17 protein-coding genes and 1 rRNA gene are annotated in these 24,734 nt (G+C 66.1%); 9 read left to right on the top strand and 9 right to left on the bottom strand.

Going from position 1 to position 24,734, the window contains the following annotated elements; genetic code table 11:
* Both BLQ10_RS17715 and BLQ10_RS17710 read right to left on the bottom strand, forming a co-directional pair.
* A 16S ribosomal RNA gene (locus BLQ10_RS17715) occupies window positions 1–97 on the bottom strand; the annotation flags it as partial.
* Window positions 98–723: 626 nt separating this feature from the next.
* Window positions 724–1,974, bottom strand: a complete 1,251-nt coding sequence (locus tag BLQ10_RS17710) for a plasmid pRiA4b ORF-3 family protein (protein WP_175558679.1) — start codon at window positions 1,972–1,974, stop codon at window positions 724–726.
* A 108-nt stretch (window positions 1,975–2,082) separates the two neighbouring features.
* Between BLQ10_RS17710 and BLQ10_RS17705 the strand changes: the two genes are divergently transcribed.
* Window positions 2,083–2,388 carry a DUF1905 domain-containing protein gene (locus BLQ10_RS17705; protein WP_091564302.1) on the top strand — a complete coding sequence of 102 codons (306 nt, stop codon included), beginning with the start codon at window positions 2,083–2,085 and terminating at the stop codon, window positions 2,386–2,388.
* A 33-nt stretch (window positions 2,389–2,421) separates the two neighbouring features.
* Here the strand turns inward: BLQ10_RS17705 and BLQ10_RS17700 are convergent, their stop codons facing one another.
* Both BLQ10_RS17700 and BLQ10_RS22465 read right to left on the bottom strand, forming a co-directional pair.
* Window positions 2,422–2,889, bottom strand: a complete 468-nt coding sequence (locus BLQ10_RS17700) for a hypothetical protein (RefSeq protein ID WP_091564301.1) — start codon at window positions 2,887–2,889, stop codon at window positions 2,422–2,424.
* 321 nt (window positions 2,890–3,210) lie between these two features.
* Entirely contained in the window at window positions 3,211–3,384 is a 174-nt protein-coding gene (locus BLQ10_RS22465) for a hypothetical protein (RefSeq protein ID WP_175558678.1), read from the bottom strand.
* A gap of 317 nt (window positions 3,385–3,701) precedes the next feature.
* Here BLQ10_RS22465 and BLQ10_RS17695 point away from each other — a divergent pair, with 317 nt between their 5' ends.
* From BLQ10_RS17695 to BLQ10_RS17685, 3 genes are all read left to right on the top strand, one after another.
* Window positions 3,702–5,627 carry an AfsR/SARP family transcriptional regulator gene (locus BLQ10_RS17695; RefSeq protein ID WP_091564299.1) on the top strand — a complete coding sequence of 642 codons (1,926 nt, stop codon included), beginning with the start codon at window positions 3,702–3,704 and terminating at the stop codon, window positions 5,625–5,627.
* Between the two features lie 128 nt (window positions 5,628–5,755).
* Entirely contained in the window at window positions 5,756–5,938 is a 183-nt protein-coding gene (locus BLQ10_RS17690) for a PspC domain-containing protein (RefSeq protein ID WP_091564298.1), read from the top strand.
* 267 nt (window positions 5,939–6,205) lie between these two features.
* Window positions 6,206–7,099 (top strand): glucose 1-dehydrogenase, encoded by an 894-nt coding sequence (locus BLQ10_RS17685; RefSeq protein ID WP_091564296.1) that lies wholly within the window; start codon window positions 6,206–6,208, stop codon window positions 7,097–7,099.
* Between the two features lie 19 nt (window positions 7,100–7,118).
* Here BLQ10_RS17685 and BLQ10_RS17680 read toward each other — a convergent pair whose 3' ends face one another.
* The 4 genes from BLQ10_RS17680 to BLQ10_RS17665 all read right to left on the bottom strand — a co-directional run bounded on the left by BLQ10_RS17680 (window position 7,119) and on the right by BLQ10_RS17665 (window position 14,348).
* Complete coding sequence (locus BLQ10_RS17680; RefSeq protein WP_091564294.1) at window positions 7,119–8,747, bottom strand: alkaline phosphatase D family protein; 1,629 nt, start codon at window positions 8,745–8,747, stop codon at window positions 7,119–7,121.
* A 201-nt stretch (window positions 8,748–8,948) separates the two neighbouring features.
* Entirely contained in the window at window positions 8,949–9,152 is a 204-nt protein-coding gene (locus BLQ10_RS17675; RefSeq protein WP_011690916.1) for a cold-shock protein, read from the bottom strand.
* A 202-nt stretch (window positions 9,153–9,354) separates the two neighbouring features.
* On the bottom strand, window positions 9,355–11,238 hold the full coding sequence (locus BLQ10_RS17670) for an O-antigen ligase family protein (protein ID WP_254785649.1): 1,884 nt from the start codon (window positions 11,236–11,238) through the stop codon (window positions 9,355–9,357).
* A gap of 77 nt (window positions 11,239–11,315) precedes the next feature.
* Window positions 11,316–14,348: a carboxypeptidase regulatory-like domain-containing protein gene (locus BLQ10_RS17665; protein ID WP_175558677.1), complete on the bottom strand. Its 3,033-nt coding sequence runs from the start codon at window positions 14,346–14,348 to the stop codon at window positions 11,316–11,318.
* A gap of 381 nt (window positions 14,349–14,729) precedes the next feature.
* On the opposite strand from BLQ10_RS17665, the gene BLQ10_RS17660 reads away from it, so the two are divergent.
* Together BLQ10_RS17660 and BLQ10_RS17655 are read left to right on the top strand one after the other, a co-directional pair.
* Window positions 14,730–15,125, top strand: a complete 396-nt coding sequence (locus BLQ10_RS17660; protein ID WP_091564288.1) for a TfoX/Sxy family protein — start codon at window positions 14,730–14,732, stop codon at window positions 15,123–15,125.
* 2 nt (window positions 15,126–15,127) lie between these two features.
* Entirely contained in the window at window positions 15,128–16,429 is a 1,302-nt protein-coding gene (locus tag BLQ10_RS17655; RefSeq protein WP_091564286.1) for a flavin-containing monooxygenase, read from the top strand.
* Window positions 16,430–16,502: 73 nt separating this feature from the next.
* Here the strand turns inward: BLQ10_RS17655 and BLQ10_RS22460 are convergent, their stop codons facing one another.
* Entirely contained in the window at window positions 16,503–18,446 is a 1,944-nt protein-coding gene (locus BLQ10_RS22460) for a PKD domain-containing protein (RefSeq protein ID WP_175558676.1), read from the bottom strand.
* A gap of 722 nt (window positions 18,447–19,168) precedes the next feature.
* Between BLQ10_RS22460 and BLQ10_RS17645 the strand changes: the two genes are divergently transcribed.
* The 3 genes from BLQ10_RS17645 to BLQ10_RS17635 are packed head-to-tail and all read left to right on the top strand — an operon-like array spanning window position 19,169 to window position 24,698.
* Window positions 19,169–20,650: a DUF3375 domain-containing protein gene (locus BLQ10_RS17645; RefSeq protein ID WP_175558675.1), complete on the top strand. Its 1,482-nt coding sequence runs from the start codon at window positions 19,169–19,171 to the stop codon at window positions 20,648–20,650.
* Window positions 20,647–21,297, top strand: coding sequence for a DUF4194 domain-containing protein (locus BLQ10_RS17640; RefSeq protein ID WP_091564283.1), 651 nt, complete (start codon window positions 20,647–20,649; stop codon window positions 21,295–21,297). The genes BLQ10_RS17645 and BLQ10_RS17640 overlap by 4 nt, the downstream gene beginning before the upstream one ends.
* Window positions 21,294–24,698: an ATP-binding protein gene (locus BLQ10_RS17635; RefSeq protein WP_175558674.1), complete on the top strand. Its 3,405-nt coding sequence runs from the start codon at window positions 21,294–21,296 to the stop codon at window positions 24,696–24,698. The genes BLQ10_RS17640 and BLQ10_RS17635 overlap by 4 nt, the downstream gene beginning before the upstream one ends.
* Window positions 24,699–24,734: the final 36 nt, after the last annotated feature.

Raw genomic sequence — 24,734 nt, 5'->3', positions numbered from 1 at the left:
ACTAATCACCGGTGCAAGCACCGGGTCATCGTTCGACTTGCATGTGTTAAGCACGCCGCCAGCGTTCATCCTGAGCCAGGATCAAACTCTCCGTTGAAGAAAAACAGACACAACCGGCGCCCCCGGGAAAACGGGATGCACAGGCTGCACAAAATTTGAAACCAGCTAAAAACACCAGACCACACCACGGGGTGGCGGGCCCGGCAAATTCAACCAATTCAATACAATAAATTGGTATCAACAAACTTGGCACACTATTGAGTTCTCAAACAACAGACACACCCGGCACCACCACAACCAATCGGTCAAGGATCGCTCCGGAGCAACTTTTCAAACTTACCCGATCTTGGGAGTCTTTGCAAATTCGCATTTCTGCGAATTACATTCTCTCAAGAAGGTCCCCACCGTTATTTAGCGCGCAAGTTTGCGGACCATTTTCAGGCTGTTTAGAAGGGGGTCGGTCGCTTTCTTTCCGCATCAGCGGCGGCGACTCGAATTACTTTACACGCCGGGGGGACCCCGCACAAATCGGCCCGCTGAAGGTGCCCCGTGGCGTCATTTTCCCCGGAACCCCGCGGAATCCGGCCACCGCGGCCTCCCCCAAACGCCGTCGGGCCGGTGTCGTACTTCTATGGAGTGGGTCACATCCTGCTATCCCTGTGGCAGAGCGCGCCTAAAACGCCGGAGAACCCGCCATCAACCCCGGTGGCTAGGAACCCGCGGCTATCTGTCCTCCAACAGAGCCTGCACCTGAAGCAGGAACTTCAGACCGCCGTCGGTCAGGTCCTTCTCCGTAAGCCGGAAGCGCGGGGCGGGAACCGTGAGCTGGAGGCAGTCCAGGGACTCGCGCACCGTGCGGTCGATGTCCCACGCCCACGACTCCGGGATCGGGTCTCCGGAACGGGTCGTGAAGCCGGCGGCCTCGAGCGCACTGAGAATGACTTTGTCGCGCAGGGTGTAGGACGGGGCAAATCCCTGGACCAACCAGTGCGCCGCGAGCCTGGTCATGAGTTTCAAAGCGTCGTTCTGCGGGGCTCCGATCGTCTCCACCATGTGGCCCCAGAGCTTGTCCGGCTCGGCCAGACCGACTTTGCCCATCGGGCCGAGCACCATCCTGCCGTTCCGCTTGCGCAGCAGCTTCCAGTCCAGCAGGTGCAAACGGAGGTTGAGCACGTCCTTGGCGTTGAGTTCACGGTTGCCCTTGCCCATGATCGCGTCGTGCCAGCCGAGCTCATCCAGCGTGCGCCGGACCATCGCCGGCTTCAGGTAGCCGTCCTTCGTCAGTTCCTGCCCCTCGCCGGCGGAGTTTTCCAGGAACCACATGATGGGCCGGAGCACGGCGTCCCGCTCGGCCGGTGTGAGCGGCCGCGGCCACAGCTGCAGGCTGAGCCGCCCGAGCCTCCGGTTGACGACGTCGAGGTCGAAGGCGCCGACGTCGAACGCCCTGGCCCGTTCACCGGTGACGCCCTCAAACCAGGTGGCGGCGTCATAAAACTCCGGGTGGTTCTCGTCCGCGAGGATCTTCGCGAGCCGGCGGTACCCGTGAGGGCCACCCGAGTCCTCCACAGGCCCGCGGTTGGCACCCTCCACACACGTGATGGTCCCCTCCGGGCACAGCCCGGACTCCACAAGCTCCACCTTGTGCGTCCAGGTGTCGCCAAAGTCGTACTCGTACTCAAAATCAGCGGGTCCGGTCCTCAGAGCGTCTATCAGCTCAAAGAGGACGACGCCGGAGGCCAGCTCCGCGTCGACGTCCTCAGCCGCTTCGTCGGGGCCAACAATCACCCGGGGCTCGCCGTTGCGATCGAGGCACCGGATGCCGTAAAGGTGACGGTCTTGCCACCCGAAGGCGCGCTGGATGGCGTCATGGAACTGCGGGATGGTGATGGTTTCGGGGAGGAGGAGGCGCCGCCAGATCTCGGGCTGAGTGCCTTGGATGCTGATCCGGAGGTCGTAGGCGGGGACGGTCTGCATGCTGGCCATCTTGCCAGAGGTCCAGTGCCGTCGGACGCCCAGATGTGGGCGTTGTGGATATCCGTGGCATACGGCGGGCGGCCTCGCTCCGCGTGCCATACTCAGAGCGTGACGACGTCGTACGCGTTCCGTGCCGAGCTGTGGCACTACCCCGAGCAAGCCGGCTGGCACTTCATCACGTTGCCGCCGGAGCTGGCGGAGCAACTCAAGGACGAAGCTGCCCCGTTCCGCAAGGGCTTCGGTTCGGTGAAGGTGAGCGCCTGCATCGCCGGGCAGAGGTGGTCGACGTCGCTCTTCCCGGACAGCAAGAGCAACTCGTACCTTCTACCCGTCAAGAAGGCCATCAGGACCGCGGCCAGCATCCGTGCCGGCGATGAGGTGGACGTGGAAGTCGACCTGGAGCTCCCGGGCTGAAGACGACGATGGGGGCGTTAGTCCGGGTACGGTTCAGTGCGCCGACAGTCCTTCGACGAAGGCCACCTGGGTGGCATATTGCTGATAGAGCTTGACGGCCTCGTCGATCTCAATGTGGCCAAAGTTCAACGCGACCTGTAGCCCCTCCAGCTGGGCGCCGGCAGTCTCGGCTGCGCTCACGCGGTCCGCCAGCGAATGGGACGTGGCGAAATTTGTGGCCAGCGCCGCGGCAACGGAAAGAATCACGGCCAGCAGACACAGCACGCGCCACACCAGCGAGTCGTCGCTCAGGTTGAAGATTCCCGCCACCGCTTCGGTGAACCCCGTGCCCCCGAAGGCGGGGCCTGCCGTGAGCGCGGCGGCCAGCGCGCTGCCCACAATGCTGATGTTGGCCAGCCGGGTGCGCCGGGGCCTCTCCCGGCCGAGGTAGGAGCGGATGGATTGCTGTTTCTCGTCGATGCGGGTGGACAACCTTTGCCGCGTATCGGATGTTTCGTCCATGATCTGGTACCAGCTTCCCTCGCCGATCGTCTCCGCACGCCCGGAAAGTGGGACCCGTCTGCCAGGAGTCCGCCGGCTCCCCGGGATCCTCCGCCAGGGCGGAAGCTCCCCGCCCCCATCGCCGCTCTCCCCACGAAAGGCGCACACGTTTAGGATGCTCCCGCGGTGGTGCGGTGTCTAGAGACCTGTCCGCCTTGCGGGGGGCGACTGTCCATACCTCCGTTATACCCGCGCCTTCCACGGCGCCGACTTGCGCACCGCACAACGACAAGGCATGGCCCCCACCTCCATGTGCCGGAGGTGGGGGCCATGCCCAAGCGGTCAGCGCAGGGAGGACCGCGGGGACGCGTAGGGCTCGCTGGGGAGGTCCCCTGCCGTCCAGGGGCGGGTGGACCGCACGGGCGGGGTGTGGCCCCGGCCGTCACGGAGGACCGCGATGACAGTAGCGGCGGCTGCGTAAACCGAGAGTCCTGCGAGCAGAATGACGATAACCATTTTTGAAAAGCACCTCGGGCGATTGATGGAACTGGTTGTTGGGGCTACTTGTTCGGGCCGGCCTGCGGGGACCGGATCCGGGTGATCCGTGTGGAGTTGTGGGATGCGGCTGTGGCTGGGATTCCGGTCCCTTGTGGGGATGTGTTCAGTGTCCGCGGGCACCGTGTGAGCGAGCGTGTGAGCGGATTTCTGCCCGGTTTTCCGCAGCTTCCAGCCGGTTTTCCAGGCGGTTCCGCTCCGGTGACCACCTCGCCAGTCCCCCGCCGTTACCCGGCCGCTCCCCCGCCGCTTACCGGTGGCGGCGTAGCATGATTCGTATGGCCGACACGTGGATTCGGCTCCTCGGTCCGCCCAGGATTGAGTCCGCCGGCACGGAAATCCGGCAGCCCCGTGGCCGCAAGGCCTGGGCTGTGCTGGCCTACCTCGCCCTGCAACCGGACGGCACGGGCCGGGCCCGGACCGCCGCCCTGCTGTTCCCCGACGCCTGGGATTCCCTCGGCGCCTTGCGCTGGAACCTGTCAGAGCTCCGGCGGACCATCGGCGCCGCTTCAATCTCCGGGGACCCGCTGCGGCTGGTGCTCCCGCCGGGGTGGCGCTGCGATGTCCTGGCTACACTGGACGCACCCGCAGCCGACACCGGCGCTGACACAGGCCTGGCGGACGCCCGCACGTTCGACGGCCAGCTCCTGGAGGGCCTCGCGTTCGGCGACACCCCGGTGTTCGACTCCTGGCTGGAGGATCAGCGGCACCGGCTCGAAAACTGCGTCCTGTCGCTGCTCTACGAGGCGTCCCTCGCCGCGCTGGCGGCGGGAAGGGCGGACGACGCCGTCGGCCTCGCCACCCGCGCGCTGCGCCTGGATCCCTTCAACGCGGACTGCCACGCCGTGCTGGTGAGGGCCCTGGTGTCCAAGGGCGAATATCGGCGGGCACGCGAGCAGGTGGATAAATGCCGGGACCTGTACCGGGAGGAGCTCGGCCTCGGCCTGCCCGTCGAGGTGGGGCGGGCGTTGTCCCCCGCGGGCGCCGCCGCCGAGCCCGGGATGCCGGCCAGTGCGGCCACGGTCCGCTCGTACCTTGACGCCGCCGGCGCGTCGCTCTCGGCGGGATCGGTGGACCGCGGGCTGGATCAGCTGCGGCTCGCCGTCGAGCTCGCCCAGCGGACAGCCGACAGTCACCTGATCGCCGAGTCCTTGGTGGCGCTGTCCGGGGCCCTCATCCATCAGGCCGGCGGCCGCGGCACCGAAGTGGCCGATCTCCTGCACAGGGCGCTGAAAGCCGAGGCATTGCAGACGGAGGCATTGCAAACAAGGTCGTTGCAGGCCGGGGCGCAGTCGTCGCCGGGGTCGAAATCCGGGGCATTGAAATCAGTGGCGTCGAAATCAGTGGCGCAGCCGGCCGCTTCGCGAACGGCAGCGGCGGCCTACCGGGAGCTGGGCTATCTGGCGGTGCAGCGCGGCATCCCGGACCGCGCGGCCGGCTGGCTGGACCAGGCAGCTAGGGCCGCGGACGGGTTCGCCGACGAGCAGTCGAGGATCCTGGCGATCAAGGGCATGGCGGCCTCGGACACTGCGCGGTACGGGGAGGCGCTGGCGGCCCTCGCGGAATCCAGCCGGCTGGCAACCGCCGCGGGCGGCCCGCGCCTGCTGGCCTTCAGCGAGGCGCTGGCCGGCCGGGTGTATTTGCAGCGGGAGGAACTGGAGCTCGCGGCGGACACGCTGGACCGGGCCCTGGAGCTGATCGCGGAGGAGCACTGGACGGCGTTCGAGCCGTTCGTCGCCGGCCTGCGGGGTGAGACGTACCTCGCCGTGGGCCGGATGGACGAGGCCGCAGCCTTGATTGACCGCTCGTGGGTGATGGCCGATCTCGCCGGGGACCACTGCTACCTGACGCTGGCCGCCGGCGCCAAGGCCCGGCTCAGCATGGCGCTCGGGGATCAGGCCGGCGCGGAGGCGTGGCTGAAGCGGGGTCTCGATACGACGCCCTGGTATCTCTGGTACCGGGCGCGGCTGCTGGACACGGCCGCGGAGGTCGCGATCGCGGCCGGCTCCCCCGCGGCCGGGGACCATGCCGCCCGGCTGGGCACCATGGCCAGCCGCGGCGGCCTGCGCGAACTCGTGGTCCGCGCCCACTCGCACCGGGCTATTCTCGGTGATGCGGCGGCGGGCGAGGCCATTCCGTGGCTGGCCCGCGACATCGACAACCCGGCGCTGAATGCGTATCTGGCCCGGCGGGGGCAGCTTTGACGCTTGGCCCTGACACTGGGTCGTGGCAGTGGGGTGCGGCGCCGGGCTGGGCGGTGGGGTGTGGCGCCGCCGGCAGGGGCGAAAAATCACTGCTGACGGCGACCGGCACCTGGTGCTACGGTGGCGCAATGGCAGCAACCCTGGTCCGCCCCAGCCGCGGCAAGATCTTCGCCGGCGTGTGCGCCGCCCTGGCCGACCGCTTCGAAGTCCCCCGGGCTTTCGTCCGGCTCGGGTTCATGTTCTTCGGCCTGTTCGGCGTGGGCGAGTTCGTCTACATCGCGCTGTGGATCCTCATCCCCCGGGACGATTAGCGCCAGCCTTCCAACGACGGGCCGGCGCGGGCAGCTCTGACCCTGACAAGAGGACGACGGCGGGGCCGACCGTCTTTTGTGGGCAACCCTTGGCGGGCAGCCCGGGCCGCGAAGCGCCCTGCCGGGAAACCTCGGCACTGCCCCTCGCCGCGGACCTTTGCAGCGACCCCGGTCTGATGACTAGGGTGGAAGCTAAGCCTGCTTAGCATCATGCGGGCCGCGTCACGACGCACAGTCCGGTTCAGACCAACCATGCGGAGGATCACCATGACCGACCAGTACACGTTCAAGAACCCCGTCACCGCCTACGAGCACATCGAGCCGCCCAAGCAGCACCAGCCCGAGCCGGGTTTGGACGCGAAACTGACGCCCAAGGCGGACCTGGGCGAGGACAGCTACCGCGGCACCGGCCGACTCGAGGGCCGCAAGGCGATTGTCACCGGCGCGGACTCGGGCATCGGCGCCGCCACGGCGATCGCGTTCGCACGCGAGGGGGCCGACGTCGTCCTTTCCTACCTGCCGGAAGAGGAAGAGGACGCCGCTCGCATCGCCAACCTGATCGAGAAGGCGGGCCGGAAGGCCGTCAAGGCCCCGGGCGACCTCAAGGATTCGGCCACCTGCCGCGAGCTGGTGGACACGGCGCTGCGCGAGCTCGGCGGCCTGGACCTGCTGGTCAACAACGCCGGGAAGCAGGTGGCGCAGGAGGATCTGGAGCAGATCACGGACGAACAGTTCGACCACACCTTGAAGACCAATGTGTACGCCATGTTCTGGCTGACCAAGGCCGCGGTGCCGCACCTGCCGGCCGGGTCCACCATCATCAACACCACGTCCATCCAGGCGTACAACCCCTCGCCCACGCTGGTGGATTACGCCACCACCAAGGCGAGCATCAACAACTTCACCAAGGGCCTGGCCCAGCAGCTGGCGCCCAAGGGCATCCGGGTCAACGCGGTCGCGCCCGGTCCCATCTGGACGCCGCTGCAGGTCAGCAGCGGCCAGCCGAAGGAAGCGCTGCCCGAGTTCGGCAAGGACACTCCCCTGGGCCGTGCCGGCCAGCCGGCGGAACTCGCCCCGGCCTACGTGTTCCTGGCCTCGGCCGAGTCCAGCTTCGTGGTGGGCGAGACCCTCAACGTCAACGGCGGCAGCCCGACGCCGTAACCCGAGTTAGGCACGGATGTCAGCGCTGCGGCTGCAGCGCCTTGCTCCACAGCACGGTGCCGTTGGCGTTGCGCAGGCTCACGGTGAAGACGTCGTCCTCGTCCAGGTCCACGTGGCCGAAGTACTGGCTCTCGCCGCTGCGCGGGGACTCGTTGGCGTAGGCGCCGGCCTTGAAAAACACCTGCTCCGGCCCGAACGTGCCGTCCAGGGCGTTGGGCCCGAAGCTGCCGGCGTTGATGGGCCCGGCCACGAACTCCCAAAACGGATCGAAGTCAGTGAAGGCGGCGCGCTCCGGGGCGTAATGGTGGGCGGCGCAGTAGTGCACGTCGGCCGTGAGCCAGACCACGTTTTTAACCCGGTTGCGCTTGAACGCGGAGAGCACCCCGGCAAGCTCGAGTTCCTTGCCCAAGGGGGCGCCGGCGTCGCGGTTGGACAAGGACTCCTGGTTGACCGGGCCGTCCGGCACGATCACGCCGAGCGGGAGGTCATTGGCGATCACCTTCCAGGTGGCCTTGGACCGGCTGACTTCCTTGATCAGCCACTCGGCCTGCTCCTGGCCGAGGATGTGCATCAGCTGCGTTTCCCTGCCGTCCGTGTTGGGGTCCTTGAAGCTGCGCATGTCCAGGCAGAAGATGTCCAGCTGCGGGCCGCGGGAGATCTTGCGGTAGATCCGGGCCGGTTCGAAGCCCGTGGTCCCGATGTGCCGGCCGCCCAGCCCGGCGATGGGCTGGTATTCCTGCCAGGCCTGGCGGCCGCGGGCGGCGAGGACGTCCACGCGGCGTTCGGTGTAGCGGCTGTCGGTGAGGATCTGGCCGGGGTACCAGTTGTTGTGGGTTTCGTGGTCGTCCCACTGCGCGATCACGGGCACCTCGGCGTAGAGGGCGCGGATGTTCTGGTCCATCAGGTTGTAGCGGTGCCGGCCGCGGTACTCGTTAAGCGTCTCGGCCACCTTGGACACCTCCTCTGTGACGAGGTTGCGCCAGATTTGCCCGTCGGGTTCGGTGACCTGGGCGGCGATGGGGCCGTCGGCGTAGATGGTGTCGCCGGAGTGGATGAAGAAGTCGGGGGTGGTGGCGTGCATGGCCGCGTAACCGCGCATGCCGCCTATGTCCTCGTTGATGCCCCAGCCCTGCCCGGCGGTGTCGCCGGTCCAGACGAAGCTTTGCCGGCGGGACTGGCGTCCGCTGCTGAGCGGCCCGGTGTCTGGCGCGGTGCTGAAGGAGCCCCGGGCGGTTTCACCCGCGTTGCCGTCGGCGTCCTCGAAGTACATGCTCACCGCGAAGCGGGTGCCTGCCGGCAGGTGGTCGGCGTCGATCCGGGCGGTGAAGTCCGTGCGCTCGGTGGCGGCGCTCCCGCGCAGCACCCGCTGGAACGCGCGGCCGCCGCGGAGCGGGGACCCGGCGTCGTCGACCGCCAGCAGGCTGGCCACCAGGCGTCCCGGACCCGACGCGCGGGACCACAGCACGCCGGAATTAATAGTGACGTCGCCGGTGGCGATGCCGGACGGGAGGGTCAGGCGGTTGCGGACCAGCGGAATGGCGGATGGCCTGGCTGCGCTTGCTGCGCCGGCCGTTCCGGGGACGACGGCGGCAGCGCCGGCGGCGGCGAGGGCACCTTTGAGGACATTTCGGCGTGTGAACGATGTCATGCGGTCATCGTTGCGGGCGCGCGTGAACCGGGGGCGACGCGCGCCTGAACTGCTCCTTCGCGGGGATGTCGCTTGGTGTTCCCTGCGCGTAGTCAGTACTGCCGAATTCGCAAAGCGGCGCATGCGGGTTAAACAAAAGCAGGGCCCGTCCGAAGACGGGCCCTGCTCGAAACCTAACGGTCCCGGGTATCTAAAAGGAAATTAGATAGCCTGGATGTTGGTGGCCTGGGGACCCTTGGGGCCCTGCTCGGTTTCGAAGGAGACCTTCTGGTTCTCTTCGAGGGAGCGGAAGCCGGAGGAGTTGATCGCGGAGTAGTGCGCGAAAACGTCCTGTGAGGAGTCATCGGGGGAAATGAAGCCGAAGCCCTTTTCAGCGTTAAACCATTTGACGGTACCAGTAGCCATTATTTTTGTCCTTCGTGAAGGTGGAGGAACTGTCCCGACTTTCGGGTCCTCCTGTTTGGGGTGCTCAAAACCGCTGCTTCAGAAGAACGCGGACTTTCGACCGCGCGTACTGCCTGAACTACGAACTGCATAAACACAACAACAGGAACAAGACTACAGGAGATTTTTGGGGTGGATTACCACGCCACACTCTTTGGATCGGTTAGCGAACGCCGAGCGCATCCGCACGTGCCTGCGCCTGCCCCGCAGCTTCCGGGTCTCCCAGACGGTCGTAGATCCTGGCCAATATGGTCCAGGGCTCCGCTGAGTCCGGGGCACGATCCGCCGCGGCGGCGAGGTCGGCCAGGCTGTCCTGGACGTGGCCGAGGCCGAAGTTGGCGACGCCGCGTTGGATATAGGCAGCGGAATCGAAGGGGGAACGCTCGATGATGTGGTCGAGCGTGTCCTTGCCTTGTTGGAGGCTTCCACTGTTGATGTAGCCGATGGCGAGGGCGAGAGCGGCCTCTGACGAGCCAGGCGTACGGTCCAAGGAAATGCGGGCCCATTCGATGGCGCGGTTCGCGGCTATGGCGTCCCCGTCGGCGGCGGGGCCGGCGAAGGCCTGTGCCGCCAACAGCGCGGTATCCGAGTCCCAGGGCCGCAGCCCGTAGGCTCGCTGGAACTTGCTCTCCGCCGTCGTCAGGTCTCCGGCCGCGACGGCGGATGCCGCCTCGGCCATCGGCCATTCGGCGATCGCCGCCGGCACTGCGATGCCCAGTCCCAAGGCCACGAGTAGCCCCGTAGCGACCGCCCCGGCCGGGAAGGATTCCCAGGTCCTGACCGCGGGAGCTGCTTTGGCGGGTGGCCGGACCTTTGGCACGGCTGCTCGCGACGTCGACACCAGGCCTCCGCAGATAAAGGCCGCCAAAGGCGTGGTGGCGGGCGAGGTGAACGCGGTGAGGAGCATCAGCCCGTATGCGAGCACGGCAGCGAGGGCGCCGGTCAGATTGTCGCGGCCAGCCCCCGCTTCCGTGGTGCGGATGCTGTCACGGGCACTGCGGAAAATGAGGAAGGCCAGCAGCGCCGCCCCCAGCAGGAGCGGAAGTCCACCCACTGCGGCGGCCTGCAGAAGCCATGAGTGCGGCGAGTCCGGCGGGAACGTGGCTCCCACCCGGACGGCCCACTCCAACGTGTGAAAGCCCGTGATCGCATCGACAAAACTGTTCGGGCCGACGCCGGTCCAGGGGTGGTGGGCGATGAGCTTCAGGCTCTCGTCCCACAGGAGCCAGCGGCCATTGACCGTGTCGGAGCTGAAGAGCCGTTCCCGGGCCGCGGGAATGGCGACGGCGGCAACGCCAAGGACTATCAGCGAGGCACCGCCGGCCGCCGCGGCCCGGGTACGGCCGAGGGGCCGAATTGCGGCCGCTGCCAATACAAGGACGACGGCGGCCAGGCCGAGTAGCCCTGCACGCGAACCGGACAGCACCGTGGTCAGGACCGCGGCCGCCAGGCCGATTCGGGCTGGCCAGTTCCGGCCGCGCAGTGCCGGCAGTGCCAGCACAGCGGCCGCCAGGACTCCGATGATTCCCTGATCCGTCGCGTTGCCCAGGGTGGCCCCGGGGCGTAGATCCGCGGCGCCGCCCAGGGGCCGGAAGCCTGCGGCCTCGAAAGCACTGATGATGCTCACGATCACCACAACCGGGGTGAGCGCGATGCGGAAAGTGGCCCAATTTCGGGCTCTGCCGCGCCCGCCTAAGATCTTTGCGCCGAGCGCAAAGACGGCGAAGTACGGCGCTATGACCAGTGCACCTTCAAACCTTGGCCAGCGTCCCAGGAAGCTGGCCAGCGGGTTGGCGGAGAACGCCATGGCGACAGCGAGCAGAACGACAATTGCCCACAGGGCCCACTGGATGCGCTGCGGCAGCCGCCCCCCTGTCCGGACCAAGGCTCCGACTCCAATTGCCAGGAGTAGCCAGACCACCTTGATCCAGGTGAACCGGAACAGCCCGCCGGGCTGAAAGACCAGGACCGAGAAGGCCACCAGCCACACACAGGCCCGGGGAGCGAAGACCCGCGCCCCTTCCAACGTTCGGATTGGAAAGGGCACGGGTCTCCTTGTGGATCTTGCTTGGTGTAGGGGCTGGTGATGCGGTCTGGTGCGGAGGCCTGTTGCGCCTGGCGGTCCTAGACTGCCGTGACGGCCTTCGTGGCCGTGCTGGTCTTCGCTGTTGTCGTGAAGCCGGCCTTGGATCCGGTCACCGTGACCGTGATCGTCTTGCCGACATCACCCGAGGTCAGCACATACGTGGCAGCGGTCGCCCCGGAGATGTTCATCCCCGCACGCTTCCACTGGTACGCCAAGGTAACCGGAGCCGGACCCCATGTGCCGGGAACCGCCGTCAGCTTCTGCCCCGATACGGTACGTCCTGTGATCGTCGGAACCGGCGCAGCCGTCAATGCCAGCGGTGCCGTGACCGCTTTGGTGGCCGTGCTGGTCTTCGCTGTTGTCGTGTAGCCGGCCTTGGATCCGGTCACCGTGACCGTGATCGTCTTGCCGACATCACCCGAGGTCAGCACATACGTGGCAGCGGTCGCCCCGGAGACGTTCATCCCCGCACGCTTCCACTGGTACGCCAAGGTAACCGGAGCCGGACCCCACGTGCCGGGAACCGCCATCAGCTTCTGCCCCGACAAGGTACGTCCCGAGACCGTCGGAACCGGCGCAGCGGTCAGGGCCAGCGGCGCGGTGACCGCCTTGGTGGCCGCGCTGGTCTTGGCCGCCGTCGTGTAGCCGGCCTTGGACCCGGTCACAGTAACCGTGATCGTCTTGCCGATATCACCGGAAGTCAGGACATACGTCGCGGCCGTCGCCCCGGAGATGTTCACCCCGGAACGCTTCCACTGGTACGCCAAGGTAACCGGCGCCGGACCCCAGCTGCCGGGAACCGCGGTCAGCTTCTGCCCCGACACGGTTGTGCCTGTGACCGTCGGAACCGGCGCAGCCGTCAACGCCAGCGGGGCCGTGCCGAAGGACAGTGCGCCCATGTTGGTCGCTTTACCGGTTGTGACCGCAATCGAGCTGGCGTTAGTCTCAGCGGCGACGTTTCCGGAGTAGACCTTCGATCCGTCAGCACGGGACTGCGCAACGACGAAGTAGTTCCCGGTGCTGAGTCCCGCGATACTGAACTTTCCGCTGGCGTCAGTTATCCCCGTACGCGTGACAAGACTGTCATCGCGGGTATAGGCGTACACCCGCGAGTTGGGCAGCGGTTTTGCCGCCTTGTCCGTCAACACGCCGGCAATCGAGCCGCCTGTGACCAGGGTGGCATTGATGTTCGAAACTGCCGCGCTTGCACCGACGGTCACCGTCTGGGCGACGCTTGCCCCTGCGGATTCAGGCTTGTTGTTGTAGAACTGTGCTTCCGCAAGGGAGGGTCCGCTGGCGCGGTTGAACGCGACTTTGTAGGATCCTGCCGCCAGACCGCCGACGTTGTAGCTTCCGTCAGCGTTGGAGGAGCCGCCCTTGACGACAGTCCCCGCGGAGTTCAGGATGCTGACGGAGGTGCCCGTGGTGCCGCCGCCGGTGATCTTTCCGCTGATGGTGGAGCCCTTGACCAAGACAGGGTTGATGCCGGTCAGGTCCTGCCCGGCCGTCACCGTCAGGGTACGGGCCGCCGCGAACGAGCCCGCCTTGTCGTACCACTGGTCGGCCGCACCCGTGTTCCAGCCGGAAATGAAGAACTTGTAGGATCCGGCGGCCAATCCAGTCACCTGGTACGTGCCATCCGGATTCACATACCCCTGTGCAACCATCGCCGTTGAGGAGCCTGCGGCGTAGACCTTCACGGTTGTCATCGCGACGGTGACGCCCGGGTAAATGACCTTCGTGAGTTCCACCCCAGCAGGAGCGGTGATTTTCCCGCTAATCGTCGCGGCCTTGACCAACGTGGCATTGATGCCGGCCAGGTCCTGCCCCGTAGCCACGGTCACCGCAGTGGCTGTGTTGAAGGAGGACGCGTTCTTGTACCACTGCTGGAGGGTTCGGCCTGAGCCGTCGCCAAAGGACACCTTGTACGATCCCGCCTGAAGCCCGATGATCGTGTAACTTCCATCCGACGCCACGTTGCCGTAATTCCAGTGGTTGCTCTGGTCTTGCGAGGCTGTCGGAGAGGCCATGACGGAAATGTTGGAAGGACTGAGGCCCGCCGGGACGGTGACTTTACCGTTGATCGTGGCTCCCTTGACCAAGGTGACGTTCACGCCCGTGAGGTCCTGGCCGGTTGTGACGGTCACCGCAGTGGCAGTGTCAAAGGAGGATGCGTTCTTGTACCACTGGTCCAGTGCGCCACTATTCCAGCCCGAGAAGCGGAGCTTATAGGATCCCGCGGCCAGGCCGACGATCTTGTAGCTGCCGTCCGCCGCCACACTGGATTGGACTTGCTGGCTTTGTGACCCCGCAGGAGAGGCATAGGCAGAAAAATTAGAAAGGCTGACGCCCGCGGGGACCGCTACTTTTCCGCTGATCGTGGCGCCCTTGACCAGCGTCGCGTTGATTCCGACGAGGTCTTGACCGGCGGTGACCGTCACGGCCGTGGCGGTGTCAAAGGAAGTGGCGTTTTTGTACCACTGATTCTGGAGGCCGGTATCCCAGCCGGAGAAGTTGAGCTTGTAGGACCCCGCCGGGAGGCCGATGATTTTGTAGGTGCCGTCCGCGCCCACCTCGGACTGGATCGCCTGCCACTGCGAGGCGGCCGACGCGGCAGAGACAGATAGGTTGGATGAACTGATACCGGCCGGAAATGTGACCTTTCCGCTGATCGTGGCGCCCTTGACCAGGGTGGCACTAATGCCGGTGAGGGCTTGCCCCTCGGTGACGGTCACGGCGGTGGCAGAGTCGTAGGAGGCGGCGTTTTTGTACCACTGATCCTGGGCGCCGGTATTCCGGCCCGCAAAGCGGAGCTTGTAGGATCCCGCCGGCAGGCCAGTGATTTCGTATTTGCCGTCCGCACCGACGCTGGACTGGCCCGACGGTATTTGGTACGCCGTCGTCATGGCGTAAACAGATACGCCGGCGAGGTTGACTCCGGCGGGAGCCGTCAACGTCCCCTGAATGGAAGCCGTTGCCGTATCGGCTGCGGTGGCCGGGACAGTACCCAGCATCGTTAGTATCGCCAGCACTGCACTGATAAGGGCAGGCAGGCGGAATCTACTCGTCATTGCGAGCATGTATTTCCCCCAAGTTCATGCGTCAGTCAAAGCTGCGCAACCAAAGTCTGCTGAGCCAGACTTTGGAAATCATAACCCTTGATTTGAGATTTGACTATCGGATAATTAGGTGAGCTTTTAGGTGACGCAGAAACGGTTCGACGCCTTTCCATGATGCTGGCATTCAGATGAACAAATGCGCTCCGGGGACGGGCCTTTTCGTGCAAGGACTCCACCCGATTGTCGGCAATTACATCACTGCTGCTGGCAGCGAGGCTCCGGCACTGGCCATTCCGCGGGTGGATGGCTGGTTCCACGCCTGTACCGTGCCCGGCCGCGGGCATATCCTGCAGGAAGACCTGTCCGTGACCATTAGTTACTGGGAGAAGACCCATGGAAATGCCCAAAGCGTCCGACGCCGACAAGGAACACTTCAGCTCGGTCCTGCCGGACCATCCCGAGGTGGTCATCAAGCCGATGTTCGGAAACCTCGGGGCGTTCGTGAACGGCAACATGTTCGCCGGCCTGTTCGGCCCCACCATCGGCATCAAGCTGGCCGAGGCGGACAAGGAGCTGCTCGAAAGTACGGAGCGGACCGTTCCGTTCGGGCCGGCCGAGCGCCCCATGGGCGGCTATACCGGGCTGCCGAAGATCTGGAATGCCGAGGGCGACGGCGATGAGGCGCGGGAAAAAGCCTGGGTGGAGAAGGCCTTCGAGCACGTGAGCGGACTGCCGCCGAAGGTTGCGAAATCCCCCAAGGCTCCGAAGGCGAACGTCGCGAAAAAGTAGCCATGCCCTCCCCCGCCGCAGGACCGGACAACGTGGTCGACACCGTGGTGATCGGCGCGGGGCAGGCCGGGCTGGCCACGAGCTATTGGCTCAGCCGGGCCGGCGTCGAACATCAGCTGCTGGAGCAGCGGCCGGAACTGGGCGGCGCGTGGCAGGACCGCTGGGACTCGTTCTACCTGAACACGCCCAACTTCTGCTTCATGCTGCCGGGGATGACCTACGACGGCCCGGAGCCTGACGCGTTCCTTCCCCGCGACGCGGTGATCGAACTGTTTCGGAACTACGCCAGGCGGATCGCGGCGCCCGTGCAGCTGGGGACCGAGGTCACCCGGGTAGCCCGGGCGGACGGCGGGTTCGCGGCAAACAGCGGTTACACGGCAAACGAGGGCTTCGCCGTGGAAACAAGTCAAGGGCGTTGGCTGGCAGGGAACGTCGTCCTGGCGAACGGGGCCTATCAGCGGCCGCGGGTTCCGGCGTCGGCCGCCAAACTCCCCAGGCACATCCGCCAGCTGCACAGCCATGACTACCGCAACCCGGCGCAGCTGCCCGGCGGCGCGGTGCTGGTGGTGGGGACCGGGCAGTCGGGCGGGCAGATCACCGAGGATCTGCTCGCCGCCGGCCGGGAGGTGCACCTGTCGGTGTCGGCCTGCCCCGAGGCGCCGCGGCGCTACCGCGGCAAGGACACGTTCTACTGGCTCCTGCAGGTCAACCGGCACGGGCCGGACTACGGCATCAACAGCCTGCAGGCGGAGCAGCTCCCCTCGCCCGCCGCACGGTTCATGTGCAATCCGCTGATCTCCGGCAACGACGGCGGGCACAGCATCCGCCTGCGGGACCTGGGCCGCCGGGGCGTCCGGCTGCACGGCCACCTGGAGGGAGCGGACGACGGCGTACTCGTCTTCAGTGACGACCTCCCGGCCCGTCTGGCGCTGGCGGAGGCGGGGTTCGGGCAGCGGATGAAGCTGATCCTTGACGCGTACATCACCGCGGCCGGCATCGACGCGCCCACGGAAGAGCCTGCGTCCGCCGACGACTGGCAGCCGGCGCAGTCAGGAGCCCGCCTCGATCTCGACGCAGAGGGCATCACCTCCGTCATCTGGAGCACCGGCTACGGGCTGGACTTCAGCTTCCTGGACATCCCCGTGCTCGACCAGTGGAACTACCCGCGCCACTCCCGCGGCGTCACCGAGGTCCCCGGCCTCTACACCGTGGGGCTCCCCTGGCTCACCAGGCACGCGTCCTCAACAGTGGCGCTGGTCGGGGCGGACGCGGAGTACGTCGCGGGGCACATCGCCGGGCGCTGAACAGCAACGCGGGGTCACTTAGCGCCCATTCCGACGGTCGGAATGGGCCATCGGTGACCCCGCGTTGACTCGCCTACGGCGCCGCCGCCCTCACATTGTCCAGCAGCACAGTGATCGGGGCATTGTTGGCAGTGCTGGAAAGATACGTCATTAACCCGACGCCGCCCGCCGCCTGCAGAGCCGGCGTCGTGTCAGTCACGGAGCGCTGCCAGCTAGCGGGTTCGGCCGTTCCCACTTTCCAGACTTTGGCACGGATGGTCGTGGTCCCGGTGCCGGTGACCTGCAGGCGCATTGCCAGGCGATCGCCAACGGCATAGTTCAGGCCAGCGATCGTGAGGTCACTCTGGATGGTGGTTTCGGCGCCGCTGGCCGTTGTCCTGGTCAACGACAGGCTCACCGCGCCCGTGGATGTCACCCGGGCCTCGGCACGGTATTCTCCGGATCCGGCGATCCTTCGTCCGACAGCGGAGAGATACAGGCCGGAACCGGAGGCGGGTTTGTCGCTCGCAAGCTCAAGGTAGAGGTCGGTGGACGTGGAACTGACAGAACCCAGATAGGCGTAATTGCCGGAACCTGCAGCAGCGATACGCAGGCGTCCTGTACCGCTGGCCACAGAGTAATTGCTCGTGCTTCCCGTCACGGACCAGGGGCCGCCCGTGTCCGCGGTGCCGAGACCATTGCTGACCGTCCTGGTGAACGCGTCTTGGGCAAACGGCGCGGTGCCAGCTGTTGCTGTGACTGTCCGGGTTGCCGCGCCTGAGGCACCGCCGTTGTCGGTGACAGTCAGGGTGACGTTGTAGTTGCCGGCGGTGGCGTAGGGGTGCGACGGCGAAGGGCCGGTGCCGCTGGTGCCATCGCCGAAGTCCCAGGCATAGCTTGCTATGGTGCCGTCGGGATCTCTGGACGCCGAAGCGTCGAATGCACACGTGAGATTGGAGCAGGACGAGGTGAAGGACGCGGTTGGAGGCACATTGCCTCCCGCCGGAGCGACGTGGAAGGCATCCGTGAACGCGCCGCTGGTGGCGACAAATCCGGCGTCCAAGGTGGTGGCGGTGAACTTCATATCCAGCAGGCCGTGACTTGGGCTAAAGCTGAGGCTGGAATAGGCGGCGAAGTACGGTGTTTCTGGATCGGCGGTATTGACGTCGCCCAGGCCCTCGCCACCTGTCCCGACGGTTGTAAAGACGGAGCCCGCTCCCTTGACCAGGGAATTGTCCCCGTCCCGCACGCAGGATGAGTTGTAGACGCCGGGCTGAAGCCCCGTGCATCCGGCTGCTACTGAAAGCTGCTTGCTGCGCTGATAGAGATGTTCATGGCCGTTCAGGACGAGGTCCACTTTCTTGCTGAGAAACAGGTTGGTAATGTCGGGGCCTGCGACGCAGCCGAATGAGCCGATCGAGATACACGGCGTGTGCATGGCCACCACTACCCAAGGAATGGACGCGGAGCGGGCTCCGTCGATTGCTGCTGCTGTCCAGTTATAGCGAGGGCTGCCGGCGGAGTAGTCCCAGGTCCCGTCGGGAAAAGGAATCCCCGGAGAGATAAATACAAAACGTGCCACTGGATTCTGTTGCGGGACATCGACGTAGTATTGCCGGCCGTAGGTTCCCACCGCCCCGGGAAGCTCGTTCGGCAAGCAGGCGGCAAAATCATTGATGTTTCCGTTCTGTCCATTGCTTTCGTGGTTGCCCGCTACCAGCTGGAACGGGAAGCCAGCGCCGGTGCGGGACGTGACGAAATCGCACCAGGACTGTTCTGCTCCGGTGGCACCGTAGGAAAGGTCGCCCAGGGCCAGATTCAGGTCCGGTTTGAGCTGTCCGACTCGTGAGAGGACACCGTCGGCTGCGGTTGAGCTGGAATAGTCGCCCGCCGCTGTGACGTGCAGTTCCCCCGGAACTTGGGGAATGACGGCCGCGGGGACGGCCGCGGGGTTCACGGCGGGAACGCCGGCGGGGTTCAGGGCGGGAACGACGGCCGCTTCCGCGGCCTGGGCTCCCCCGGGCAGCAGTTGGGTCATCACGGGGCTTAACGCCACTGAGCCCCCCAAGACAAGGGCGGCACTCGTAACGGACACTATGGCAAGATGCCAAAACGTGGCGGTATGGGTCCTTGCGCCCACGGCACGCTTGTCCAGAGCGGCCCCAGACGGTTCGGGCCGTGACGGTGCGGACTGCGTACATGGATCGATGTTTTCAACGCTCATGCTGCCCCCTCAGGAATTGCTTTGAACGGCATTGCTAGTGGCGTGCTGGGCGGCACGTCAGCGATAGATCCCGCTCAACGCCCACACACCGCTTGTGCGCTGGTAGAACGATAGGCAGGTGCCACTTCGGACGCCCGAGTATGGGCTACTTATATTTATTCGCCACCTTGCCTGTCCATGCGCGGATTGGTACGTGGGTATGCCTTGAGCACTGCACGTTCTGTCAGCCGCAGCACACGGCTACGGGCCCGCCCAGGGCGGGCAGCGGATGAAGGTGGCGTCTGCGTCGCGCCGCCGCCGATTCGAACGCCTCCGCCCACTCCTCGGCGCTGAGCCAGATGTCGGCGTACGGCGTCTCGACCTCCATCCCCCGGGGGGCGGTTGCTCGGACTGGCAGTTCCTCGGTACGGCGTCAACGGTGTGGCAGCGTCAACAAATCCGAGTCGTAAAGGCGCCGGGTCCCGCTCCACATAAGGGACAGCATCATGACCCTTCCCACCCTTCCTCCACAGAAAATGTCCACGGTGCCATCTAGAGTGAACATTGGACGTGAGGCGCAACACCGCGAGGACCGGATGGACTACTACGCAATCAGTGCACTGCGTGAAAACCATGCAGGCTGGTCCCTGCTGCGCGCCCAGAACGCGCCGCTCGCCATCTCGTTTTTCATGACGGCCTTCACCGGGCCAAACCAGCGCAACCTTGGCCGCCAACAGCTCATCGACAGCCTGGACGATGTCCTTTTCGGCCTGCGGGATGCCTACGGTGAAGACAAGTTCCCCCGCCAGGCGGCAGAGTACCTGGACGACTGGGCCGCACCTGAGAGGGCGTGGCTGCGGAAGTACTACATCCAGGGCCAGGACGAGCCCCGCTATGACCTCACAGCCGCGGCGGAGGATGTGGTCCGCTGGGTGGAGAGCCTGCGCGGCCGCGACTTTGTCGCCACCCAGTCCCGGCTCACCAGCATCTTCGCCGTCCTCGAGCGGCTGGTCCAGCAGTCCGAGACGGACCCTGAGGTGCGGCTCGCTGAACTGCAGCGGCAGCGCGACGGGATCGACGCCGAGATGCAACGCATCCGCGACGGCAACATCCGGGTCATGACGGCTCCCGAAGCGCTTGACCACTTCCAGCAGCTGACCGGCCTCGCCAAGGACCTCCTCTCCGACTTCCGCGAGGTCGAGCAGAACTTCCGGAGACTGGACCGCCAGGTCCGCGAGCAGATCGCCACGTGGGACGGCACCCAGGGCGAGCTGCTGGAATCGATCTTCGCCAACCAGCAGGACATCAGCAGCTCCCTGCAGGGCCGGACGTTCCAGGGCTTCTGGGACTACCTCATGTCACCGGAGTCCCGGAGAAAACTGCAGGACCTCCTGCAACGCGCCACCCAGATCGAGGCCCTCGCCCATATGGACAACCTCCACGCCGTGGTGAACCTGCACCAGGACTGGCTGCCCGCCGTCGAGCAGACGCAGGGCACTGTTCGCCAGCTGTCCCAGCAGATGCGTCGGCTGCTGGATGACAAGGTGTTCCTGGAAAACAAGCGCATCATGCAGCTCATCCGGAGCGTTGAGTCCGGCGCCCTCGCCACCCGCGAGCGGCCGCCGTCGGGCGACTTCATGGCCATTGCGGCGCCGTCTGTCGACATCACCCTGCCGTTCGAACGCCCGCTGTACGAGCCGAGCCGGCGGGTCATGGTGGACGACGACGTCATCACCGCCGATGACGCGGACGTGGACGCCGGCGCCCTGTTCAGCCAGTTCCATGTGGACAAGGAGCGCCTGAAGGCCAACATCGACGCCGTCCTCGCCGGGGCGGAACAGGCCACCCTGGCGGAGGTCACCGCCGCCTACCCCGTCTCGCAGGGGCTCGCGGAGATCGTCGCCTACTACCAGCTGGCCACGGAATCGGACTGGGCGAGCATCAACCCGGACGCTTCGCAGCAGGTCTCCTGGCAACTCCCCGACGGCAGCATCCGCGAAGCCACCCTCGAGCAGATCATTTTCGGAAGGCCCGCATGAATCCGGCAGCGAATTCCTCAGCCACAGCAGAAACCGAACTCCGGACGCCGGAGGAACTTCCCGGCGTCGTCACCCGGCTTTTCAAGGGCGTCCTCTACGCCGAGGGGGACCAGAAGCTGTGGCAGTCGCTGCTCGGCCTGTCCTCCCAGGTCCGCGACTACGTTTCCGTGCTGGGTCTTGACCTGATCCTGGACGAATCTGAGGGCTACGCGTTCCTGAAATCGCGCGAGGACGCGGACGGCACACTCCCGCGGCTGATCCCGCGCCGGCAGCTGACCTTCAACGTCAGCCTGCTGCTCGCCCTCCTGCGCGGCCGGATGCTGGAGTTCGACACCAACAGCGGCGAACTCCGGCTCATCATGACCGAGCAGGACATCGCCGACATGGTCGCGGTCTTCCTGCCCGAGTCCAGCAATGAGGCCAGAATCATGGACCGGCTCGCCACCGACGTCAAGAAAGTGGTGGAACTCGGCTTCCTGCGCAAACTCCGCGGCCAGCCCGGCACGTACGAGGTGGCCCGCATCCTCAAGGCGTTCGTGGACGCCCAATGGCTGGAGGAGTTCGACGCGCGGCTGGCCGACTACCGCGCGACCCTCGCCGGAACGGCGGTCACAGGTGCTGGGACTGCGGAGGAGGACACCAAATGACCACTGACCTGCAGGACACGCTTTTCAACCTTGAAGAAAAGACGGACGACGGCGGCACTCCCCCGGGTTTCCGGCTACACCGTCTGGAGCTGCTGAACTGGGGCACCTTCCACCAGGGCGTGCGGACGTTCCGGCTGGACGGCGCCAACAGTCTGCTCACCGGCGACATCGGCTCGGGCAAGTCGACCGTCGTCGACGCCATCACCACCCTGCTGCTGCCCGCCAACCGGATCGAGTACAACAAGGCCGCCGGCGCGCAGAAGAAGGAACGCTCGCTGATGTCGTACGTGCGCGGCTTCCACAAGAGCACGCGCAGCACCGGCGGTGAGTACTCCAAGCCCGTGGCGCTCCGGGGAACCGGCGCCCTGACCGTGGTGCTCGCAGTCTTCCACAACGCCGTGCTGGACAAGTCGGTTACCCTGGCCATCACCCTCTGGGCCACCCAGGAAGCCGGCCAGCCCACCCGGTTCTACTCCCTCGCCGAAGCTGACCAGTCCATCGCGGCAGACTTCTCGAACTTCGGCCAGGACCCCGCCAAGCTGAAGAAGAAGCTGCGTGCGGCAGGTGCTGCGGTCCACGACACCTTCGAGCCCTACGCCGCGGCCTTCAAGCGGCAGTTCGGGATCAGCGGCAACCAGGCCATGGAGCTGTTCCACCGCACAGTGTCCATGAAGCAGGTGGAGAACATCACCTCCTTCGTGCGTACCAACATGCTGGAGGAGGACAACGTCGGCGAGCGCATCGGCAGCCTCATCCACCACTTCGACGACCTGAAAAAGGCCCACGACGCGGTGTTGCGGGCCAAGGACCAGATCGCCCTGCTGACGCCGATCAAGGAAGGCGCCGCCCTTCACGCGAAGCTGAGCCGCGACGACGAGCTGGCCCGCCAGCAGCGGGACCAGCTGCATCCCTGGTTCACCGACCGGAAGCTGCAGCTGAGCCTGGAGCACCAGTCGGAGCTGGAGCGCACCGGCGAACGACTGCAGGAGGACAGCACCAAACTGCGCACCGAGATCACCCGGCGGCGGCACGAGCTGTCCGCTGTGCAGGAAGACATCCGCACGAATGGGGGCGGCCGGCTGGCTGCCATCGATGCTGATGTCGCAAGGCTGGCTGATGACTCCCGGACCCAGCGGCAGCGCTTCGACACGTATGCTGCCGCCGCCAAGGACCTGGGACTGCGGCCGCCCGAGGACCGGGTGCTCTTCGATGCCAACCGCGCCCGGCTCGGCGGGGTGGAGGATGAGCTGGGCGCCCAGTCGAATGAGCTGCAGGAAAGCCGCACGTCGCTGACCATCACCCGCACCGAGCTCAACGGGCGGCTCACCGGGATCGGCGCCGAGCTGCGCAGCCTGCAGTCCCGCCCCAACCTGCTCCCGCTCCCCCAACTGGAGCTCCGCCGTCGGCTGTGCGACGGCACCGGAATCGCGGAAGCGGCGCTGCCGTACGCCGGCGAACTGCTGCGGGTCCGTGATGGTGAGGGCGCCTGGGAAGGTGCGACCGAACGCACGCTGCACGGCTTCGCACTGTCCCTGCTGGTGCCGGCCGAGCACTACGCCGCGGTGAGCAGCTGGGTGGACGCCAACAACCTGCGCGGTCGGCTCGTCTACTTGAGGATCGGGGAATCCCCCGCGGCCAGGACGGCGGAGCCGGGCACGCTGGCCGCGAAGATCGCGATCAAGCCGGGCACGCCATTCCGCAACTTCCTGTTGGACGAACTCGCCACCCGGTTCGACCACTTCTGCTGCGACACCCTCGAGGACTTCCGGCGCTATCCCAAGGCGCTGACCGTCAACGGGCAGCTCAAGGGCGGCCGGGGCAGACACGAAAAGGACGACCGGCGGGAGCTCACGGACCGGCGCAACTACGTTCTCGGCTGGGACAACCACGACAAGATCAGCCGCTTCCTCGCCGAGCAGGACGAGGTCAAAGGGCAGCTCCGGGTCACCGAAGCCCAACTGGACAAGGTCGACGCCGCGCTCGGCGCGCTGGGCCGGCAGAACCAGCAGCTGGGAATCCTCCGTTCGGTGGCCGACTTTGGCGAGATCAGCTGGCAGCTCACGGCCCGGAAGATCGAAGAGCTCAAGGCCGAGAAGGTCGAGCTGGAGACCGCCAGTGACGTGCTGAAGCAGCTGACGGCCAAGGAGTCCGCGGTGACCGCGGAGCTGGAGCGGCTGGAGGAGCGGGCCGGTAAGCTGCGCGAGCGCCTGGGCGCCAACGAGAAGGACGCGAAGGACATCGCGGAAGCGATTGTCGAATGCCGCGGCATTCTCGCGGAGACTCCCTTGACGGACGAGGGCGGGGTGCTGGGCGCCGTCGAACAGCTCACCGCCGCTGCGCTTGGGGACAAGACGCTGACGTACAAGAACACGGGCACGGTGGAGAGTTCAGTCCGCTCGGGGCTGACGGACACCATCGATGCACTGTCTAAACGGATCGCCCGGGCCGCGGAAAGCACGGTCCGGTTGATGGCCGACTTCCGCAACAGGTACCCCAACGAGACTACCGACATCGACGCCGCCCTCGAGGCGGCGGCGGACTACAACCGGTTGCTGGACCAGCTGGTCAGCAACGATCTTCCCCGCTTCGAGGCCCACTTCAAGGAGTCGCTGAATCAAAACACCATCCACGAGGTTGTGGCGTTCAATGCCTTCCTGGACAGCCGGCGGCAGGACATCGTGAACCGCATCGGCGAGATCAACCAATCGCTGGCGGGGATCGAATACAACCCGGGCCGGCACATCCAGCTGGAGCACCAGAACACCTCGGACCAGGACGTGCGCGAATTCGGTGTTGACCTGCGGGCCTGCTCGGAGGGGACTATCGGCGACGAGGACCAGTACTCGGAGCAGAAGTATTTGCAGGTAGAACGGCTGATCGAGCGCTTCCGCGGCCGCGATGGCCTCACCACGCTGGATGAACGGTGGACCGCCAAGGTCACGGACGTCCGCAACTGGTTTACATTCTCGGCCTCGGAAAAATGGACCGAGACCGGTGAGGAGTTCGAGCACTTCACCGATTCGGGCGGCAAGTCGGGCGGCCAGAAGGAGAAGCTGGCCTACACGATTCTCGCGGCGGCGCTGGCGTTCCAGTTCGGGCTGGGGTCGGGGGCCGGCGGTACGGCTGCGGGTGCGGCCGGGAAGAAGTCCGGCCGGAGTTTCCGGTTCGTGGTGATCGACGAGGCGTTTGGCCGCGGGTCCGACGAGTCCGCGCGGTACGGGCTGCAGCTGTTCCAGCGCATGAAGCTCCAGCTGCTGATTGTCACGCCCCTTCAAAAGATCCACGTGATCGAGCCCTTCGTCTCGCACGTCGGGTTCGTGGCGAACATCAACGGCGACGATTCCCAGCTGCGCAACATGACCATCCAGGAATACCGCGACGAACGGGACCGGCGTGCCTAAGCGGCGTCCCGAGGGCCCCGAACCGAGCTTGCGAGG

This window comes from Arthrobacter sp. ok362 (assembly GCF_900102785.1).
Classification (GTDB): domain Bacteria; phylum Actinomycetota; class Actinomycetes; order Actinomycetales; family Micrococcaceae; genus Arthrobacter.
The sequence above is the reverse complement of the archived record's forward strand: the minus strand, read 5'-3'. Positions and strand labels throughout refer to the sequence as shown.